The organism is Pseudomonas sp. TJI-51, assembly GCF_000190455.2.
Classification (GTDB): Bacteria; Pseudomonadota; Gammaproteobacteria; order Pseudomonadales; family Pseudomonadaceae; genus Aquipseudomonas; species Aquipseudomonas juntendi.
In genome coordinates this window covers 51,558-57,982 of sequence record NZ_AEWE02000001.1, presented here as the reverse complement: position 1 = coordinate 57,982, position 6,425 = coordinate 51,558, and the positions used below count along the sequence as shown (strand labels likewise).

Here is a 6,425-nt window from a genome sequence, read left to right as displayed (position 1 = left end):
CGCGTTATGGCTGGCCTCGGCAATTGCCAGGTGGAAGCGCGCATCGGCCGCACCCTCCTCGGCCCGGGTCACTTCATCGACCCTGGCGTAGCAGTCCTGCAGCGTGTCGAACGCCGCCTTCAGCCGCGCCCGGTCTGGCTCGGTAGCGCGCTGCGCCGCGTAATACGCACAGGACGCCTCCAGCGTATGGCGAAACTCGAGCAGGTCGCGCTGGGCCTCGGGGCTATGTTCCAGCAGCTGCAACAGCGGGTCACTGAACGTGGACCCCAGCGACTCGGCGACAAAGTTGCCGCCCCCCTGCCGGCTGACCAACAAGCCCTTGGCCACCAGCTTCTGGATCGCCTCACGCAGTGACGGGCGCGACACGCCGAACTGTTCGGCAAGCGCACGCTCGGCGGGCAGCCGCTGCCCCGACGTGAGGGTGCCCTCCAGAATCATCGCTTCCAACCGATCGACAATGTCGTCGGACAGGCGCCGCTGGCGAACCTGATCAAAAACCATCACATGCTCTCCACAAACCCCGGCACACACCCGGGGGTGCCTATTCTCGCCGATCCAGAGCGCGCGAACACCCACCAGGCCACGATTTTCCCGGCACATCAGCTGCCCGCTCATCGGCACGCGACCAAAGTTTTGCACGGGACAAATTGACACACCCACGACAGCGCTTTTAACCTAGCGACCAGCCATTGTAAATTGGTCTTACCAATTATCCAATGCCAGCGCCTGACCAACAACAATTAGGGGCCACCCCATATGCAAACCTGGCAACAACTCTATAGCCCGCTTGGTAGTCTTGGCCTGTCCGCACTGGCGGCGGTCATTCCCATCGTGTTCTTCTTCCTTGCCCTCGCCGTGTTCCGCCTGAAGGGCCACGTGGCGGGTAGCATTACCCTGGCCTTGTCGGTACTGGTGGCCATATTCGCCTTCCAGATGCCGGTCGACATGGCCCTGGCTGCCGCAGGTTACGGCTTCCTTTACGGCCTTTGGCCAATTGCCTGGATCATCGTTGCCGCGGTGTTCCTGTACAAACTCACGGTCAAGAGCGGCCAGTTCGAAGTGATCCGCAGCTCGGTGCTGTCGATCACCGACGACCAGCGCCTGCAGGTACTGCTGATCGGCTTCTGCTTCGGCGCGTTTCTGGAAGGTGCAGCAGGCTTCGGCGCGCCGGTGGCCATCACCGCCGCACTGCTGGTCGGCCTGGGCTTCAACCCACTGTACGCCGCCGGCCTGTGCCTGATCGCCAACACCGCACCGGTCGCCTTCGGCGCCCTGGGCATCCCGATCATCGTGGCCGGCCAGGTGACCGGTATCGACGCCTTCCACATCGGCGCCATGACCGGCCGCCAGCTGCCGCTGCTGTCGCTGTTCGTGCCGTTCTGGCTGGTGTTCATGATGGACGGCCTGCGCGGCGTGAAAGAAACCTGGCCTGCGGCCCTGGTCGCCGGCCTGAGCTTTGCCGTGACCCAGTACTTCACCTCGAACTTCATCGGCCCCGAACTGCCAGACATCACCTCGGCGCTGGCCAGCCTGATCTGCCTCACCCTGTTCCTGAAAGTGTGGCAACCCAAGCGCGCGTTCGGCGAAGCCAAGGCCAGCGTGGGTGCCGCCGTGGTGCAGCCAAGCGGCAGCCAGCCAAGCCCTTACAGCTTTGGCGAAATTTTCAAGGCCTGGTCGCCGTTCCTGATCCTGACCGTGCTGGTCACCATCTGGACCCTGAAACCGTTCAAGGCCGCCTTCGCCCCGGGCGGCGCGATGTACAACTTCGTGTTCAACTTCGCCATTCCGCACCTTGACCAACTGGTGATCAAGACCGCACCGATCGTGGCCGCGCCAACCGCCATGCCCGCAGTGTTCAAGCTGGACCCGATCTCCGCCACCGGCACCGCGATCTTCCTCTCGGCACTGATCTCCATGGCGGTGCTGAAAATCAATTTCAAAACTGGTCTTACCACTTTCAAGGAGACCTTTTGGGAGCTGCGCTGGCCCATCCTGTCGATTGGCATGGTGCTGGCCTTCGCCTTCGTCACCAACTACTCGGGCATGTCGTCGACCATGGCCCTGGTGCTGGCCGGCACGGGCGCGGCGTTCCCGTTCTTCTCGCCGTTCCTTGGCTGGCTGGGTGTGTTCCTGACCGGGTCGGACACCTCGTCCAACGCCCTGTTCAGCTCGCTGCAGGCCACCACCGCCCACCAGATCGGGGTCAACGACACCCTGCTGGTAGCGGCCAACACCAGCGGCGGCGTGACCGGCAAGATGATCTCGCCGCAATCGATCGCCGTGGCCTGCGCCGCCACCGGCCTGGTCGGCAAGGAATCCGACCTGTTCCGCTTCACCGTCAAGCACAGCCTGTTCTTTGCCACCATCGTCGGCCTGATCACCCTGATCCAGGCTTACTGGCTGACCGGCATGCTGGTTCATCACTAAAGTGAAAGGGGCCGGGCGCCATCGGGCGCCTGGCATACCCCCCAAGCAACGCTGCGAGAATCCATGATCATTTCTGCCTCTACCGACTATCGCGCCGCGGCCCAACGCAAGCTGCCTCCTTTCCTGTTCCACTATGCCGACGGCGGTGCCTACGCCGAGCACACGCTGCGCCACAACGTCGCCGACCTGGCGAGCATTGCCTTGCGCCAGCGCGTGCTGAAGAACATGTCCGAGCTCAGCCTGCAGACCACGCTGTTCGGCGAAACCCTGAGCATGCCCGTGGCCCTGGCCCCGGTCGGCCTCACCGGCATGTACGCCCGCCGTGGCGAAGTGCAGGCGGCGCGGGCAGCGGCGGCCCATGGCATCCCGTTCACCATGTCTACGGTGTCGGTGTGCCCGATCGAAGAAGTGGCGCCAGCCATCGACCGCCCCATGTGGTTCCAGCTGTACGTGCTCAAGGACCGCGGCTTCATGCGCAACGCCCTGGAGCGGGCCAAGGCGGCCGGGGTCAAGACCCTGGTGTTCACCGTGGACATGCCCGTGCCCGGCGCCCGCTACCGCGACGCCCACTCTGGCATGAGCGGCAAGCACGGCCCGCTGCGCCGCGTGCTGCAAGCCATGACCCACCCCGAGTGGGCCTGGGACGTGGGCGTGATGGGCCGCCCGCACGATTTGGGCAACATTTCCAAGTACCGGGGCAACCCCACCGGCCTGGCTGACTACATCGGCTGGCTGGGCAACAACTTCGACCCGTCCATTTCCTGGAAGGACCTGGAGTGGATCCGCGAGTTCTGGGACGGCCCGATGATCATCAAGGGCATCCTGGATGCCGATGACGCCCGCGATGCGGTCAAGTTCGGTGCCGACGGCATCGTCGTGTCCAACCACGGTGGTCGCCAGCTCGATGGCGTGCTGTCCAGCGCCCGCGCCCTGCCGGCCATTGCCGATGCGGTGAAAGGTGACTTGAAGATTCTCGCCGACTCCGGCATTCGCAGCGGCCTGGATGTGGTACGCATGATCGCCCTGGGTGCCGACACCGTGCTGATTGGCCGCGCCTTCCTCTATGCGCTGGCCGTGCATGGCCAGGCCGGGGTGAAAAACCTGCTGGAGCTGTTCGAGAAGGAAATGCGCGTAGCCATGGTGCTGACCGGCGCCAAGACCATCAGCGAAATCACCCGCGACTCGCTGGTACGCGAACTGGGCGCCTGAGCGCCTGCACCAACGACCGCCTGATAGACCCGGGGCATGTGGCACGCAGAGGCCACAGCCCCGCGAGGAGACTGCATGAGCCTGCCCGCCGCGTTTCTGCGTGATGCCGAGCGCCTGATCCCCGCCGCACGCCGCTTCGACGACCCCACCTCGACCCTGGCCTTCGGCACCGACGCCAGCTTCTACCGGCTGATCCCCAAGCTGGTGGTGCGTGTCGAGTCCGAAGACGAAGTGGTCGGCCTGATCAAGCTGGCCCAACGCGACCGGGTGCCGGTCACCTTCCGCGCCGCCGGCACCAGCCTGTCTGGCCAGGCCATCAGCGACTCGGTGCTGATCGTGCTGGGCGATAACTGGAACGGCCGCGAGATCCGTGGCCAAGGCGAACAGATCCGCCTGCAGCCCGGGGTGATCGGCGCCCAGGCCAACGCCTGGCTGGCCCCGTTCGGGCGCAAGATCGGCCCCGACCCGGCCTCGATCAACGCCTGCAAGATCGGCGGTATCGTCGCCAACAACGCCAGCGGCATGTGCTGCGGCACCGCCCAGAACACCTACCACACCCTGGCCGGCCTGCGCCTGGTGCTGGCAGACGGCACCCGCCTGGACAGCGAAGACCCGGCCAGCGTGGCGGCCTTTGAAGCCAGCCATGCCGAGCTGCTGCAAGCGCTGGCCCGCCTGGGCCGCGAAACCCGCGCCAACACGGCATTGGCCGAGCGCATCCGGCACAAGTACCGGCTGAAGAACACCACCGGCCTGTCGCTGAACGCGCTGGTGGACTACGACCAGCCGCTGGATATTCTGCAGCACTTGCTGGTCGGCTCCGAAGGCACCCTGGGCTTTATCAGCGCTGTTACCTACAACACCGTGCCCGACCACCCGCACAAGGCCAGCGCCCTGCTGGTGTTCCCCAGCGTGGAAAGCTGCTGCCGCGCGGTGCCGGTACTCAAGCGCCAGCCGGTGTCGGCCGTGGAACTGCTCGACCGCCGCAGCCTGCGCTCGGTGCAGGACATGGCCGGCATGCCGCTGTGGGTAAAAGGCCTGTCGGCCAACGCCTGCGCCCTGCTGATCGAGTCACGCGCGGCCAGCCAGAGCCTGCTGCACGAGCAACTGCAGCAGGTAATGGCGTCGATCGCCGACTTCCCGCTGGAGCAGCGCGTGGACTTCAGCGAAGACCCGGCGGTGTACAACCAGCTGTGGAAAATCCGCAAAGACACCTTCCCCGCCGTCGGCGCCGTGCGCCAGACCGGCACCACCGTCATCATCGAAGACGTGACCTTCCCGGTCGAGCAACTGGCCGAAGGCGTGAACCGCCTGATCCAGCTGTTCGACAAGCACCGTTATGACGAAGCGATCATTTTCGGTCATGCCCTCGAAGGCAACCTGCACTTCGTGTTCACCCAAGGGTTCAACAGCGCCGAAGAGGTTGCCCGTTACCAGGCGTTCATGGACGACGTGGCACAGCTGGTGGCCGTGGAGTTCGGCGGTTCGCTGAAGGCCGAGCACGGCACCGGGCGCAATATGGCACCGTTCGTGGCGCTGGAGTGGGGCCACGACGCCTACCAACTGATGTGGCAGCTCAAGCGCCTGCTCGACCCCAACGGCATCCTAAACCCCGATGTGGTACTGAGTGACGACCCGGCCATCCACCTGAAAAACCTCAAGCCACTGCCCGCCGCCGACGAAATCGTCGACAAGTGCATCGAGTGCGGCTTCTGCGAACCCGTGTGCCCGTCCAAGGGACTGACCCTCAGCCCCCGCCAGCGTATCGTGATGTGGCGGGACATCCAGGCCAAGCAACGCGCCGGCATCGAGACCCGCGAGCTGATGCGCACCTACCAGTACCAAGGCATCGACACCTGCGCGGCTACCGGCCTGTGCGCCCAGCGCTGCCCGGTGGGCATCAACACCGGCGAGCTGGTGAAAAAACTGCGCAGCCAGGCTGCCGACCACGGCAACACCGCCAACTGGCTGGCCGAGCACTTCCCCACCGCACTGGGCGGCGCCCGCCTGACCCTGACCGCAGCCAACAGCGCGCGCAAGCTGCTCGGCGCCCCACGCCTGGGCCGCCTGAGCGCCACCCTGCGCAAAGCCAGCAACGGCCGCCTGCCGCAGTGGACGCCCGCCATGCCCCAACCGCTGCGCCCGGTCGCCTTCGGCCACACCAGCAACGACGCCCGCCCACGGGTGGTGTACCTGGCGGCTTGCGTGTCCAGGGTAATGGGCCCGGCCTATGCCGACCGCGAGCAAAGCTCGCTGCTGGACAAGACCCGCGCGCTGCTGGAAAAGGCCGGCTACCAGGTCGTGTTCCCCGACAACGCCGACAGCCTGTGCTGCGGCCAGCCGTTCGCGTCCAAGGGTTACCCCGAGCAGGCCGAACACAAGCGCCAGGAGCTGATCAACGCCCTGCTGCACGCCAGCCGCGGCGGCCTTGACCCGATCTACTGCGACACCAGCCCCTGCACCCTGCGCCTGGTACAAGACCTGGGCGACACCCGGCTGGACCTGTACGACCCCGTGCGCTTCATTCGCACCCACCTGCTCGAACGCCTGGAGTTCACCCCCCAGGATGAGCCAGTGGCCGTGCACGTGACCTGCAGCACCCAGCACCTGGGCGAAAGCCAGGCCCTGATCGACCTGGCCCGGCGCTGCAGCAAGCAGGTAGTCATCCCGGAAGGCATTCATTGTTGCGGGTTCGCTGGCGACAAGGGCTTCACCACCCCCGAGCTCAACGCCCACTCGCTGCGCAGCCTGAAGGATGCCGTGCAGTACTGCAGCGAAGGCATTTCCACCAG

Annotated in this window: 4 protein-coding genes; 3 read left to right on the top strand and 1 reads right to left on the bottom strand. The window is 65.6% G+C overall.

The genetic code is table 11. The annotated features are described in order from the left end of the window. Positions 1-501, bottom strand: a 501-nt coding sequence (locus G1E_RS00310) for a GntR family transcriptional regulator (RefSeq protein WP_009685325.1), incomplete at its 3' end; no start/stop codon positions are given. 255 nt (positions 502-756) lie between these two features. On the opposite strand from G1E_RS00310, the gene G1E_RS00305 reads away from it, so the two are divergent. The 3 genes from G1E_RS00305 to G1E_RS00295 all read left to right on the top strand — a co-directional run. After that, positions 757-2,427: a lactate permease LctP family transporter gene (locus tag G1E_RS00305; protein WP_009685324.1), complete on the top strand. Its 1,671-nt coding sequence runs from the start codon at positions 757-759 to the stop codon at positions 2,425-2,427. 63 nt (positions 2,428-2,490) lie between these two features. After that, positions 2,491-3,636, top strand: coding sequence for an FMN-dependent L-lactate dehydrogenase LldD (gene lldD, locus G1E_RS00300; RefSeq protein WP_009685323.1), 1,146 nt, complete (start codon positions 2,491-2,493; stop codon positions 3,634-3,636). Between the two features lie 75 nt (positions 3,637-3,711). After that, on the top strand, positions 3,712-6,425 hold a 2,714-nt coding region (locus G1E_RS00295; protein WP_047149536.1), incomplete at its 3' end, for an FAD-binding and (Fe-S)-binding domain-containing protein.